At 63.9% G+C, this 645-nt stretch carries 1 protein-coding gene; it reads right to left on the reverse strand.

Annotation, left to right across the window (positions count from 1 at the left end; genetic code table 11):
• Positions 1–645, reverse strand: a 645-nt coding sequence (locus AC0QUY_RS42710) for an acyl-CoA dehydrogenase family protein (RefSeq protein ID WP_475391751.1), incomplete at both ends; no start/stop codon positions are given.

The raw sequence follows: 645 nt of genomic DNA on the forward strand, positions 1-645 counted from the left end.
CACCACGTCCATGCAGGCCTGCATGATGCCGATCGGGCCTGCCGCCAGCACCGCGCGCTCGTAGTCGAGGCCGGACATCAGCACGTTGACGCCGCGGCCGACCTCGCTCAGCACATTCTCCTCGGGGACTTCGCAATCCTCGAACACCAGTTCGCAGGTATCGGAGCCGCGCATGCCGAGCTTGTCGAGCTTTTGCGCAGTGGAAAATCCCTTCATGCCCTTCTCGATGATGAAGGCGGTCATGCCGCGCGGGCCGGCATTGGGATCGGTCTTGGCGTAGACCACGAGCGTATCGGCCACCGGGCCGTTGGTGATCCACATCTTGTTGCCGTTCAGCACAAAGCGGTCGCCCTTCTTGTCGGCGCGGGTCTTCATCGAGACCACGTCCCTTCCGGCGCCGGGCTCCGACATCGCGAGCGAGCCGACATGCTCACCGGAGATCAGTTTCGGCAAATATTTGCGCTTCTGCGCCTCGTTGCCGTTGCGGCGGATCTGGTTGACGCAGAGGTTGGAATGGGCGCCGTAGGACAGACCCACGGAAGCTGACGCCCGCGACATCTCTTCCACCGCGATGCAGTGCTCGAGATAGCCGAGGCCGGCGCCGCCATATTCCTCTTCCACCGTGATGCCGTGCAGGCCGAGCGC

Source organism: Bradyrhizobium sp. WYCCWR15520, from assembly GCF_056174665.1.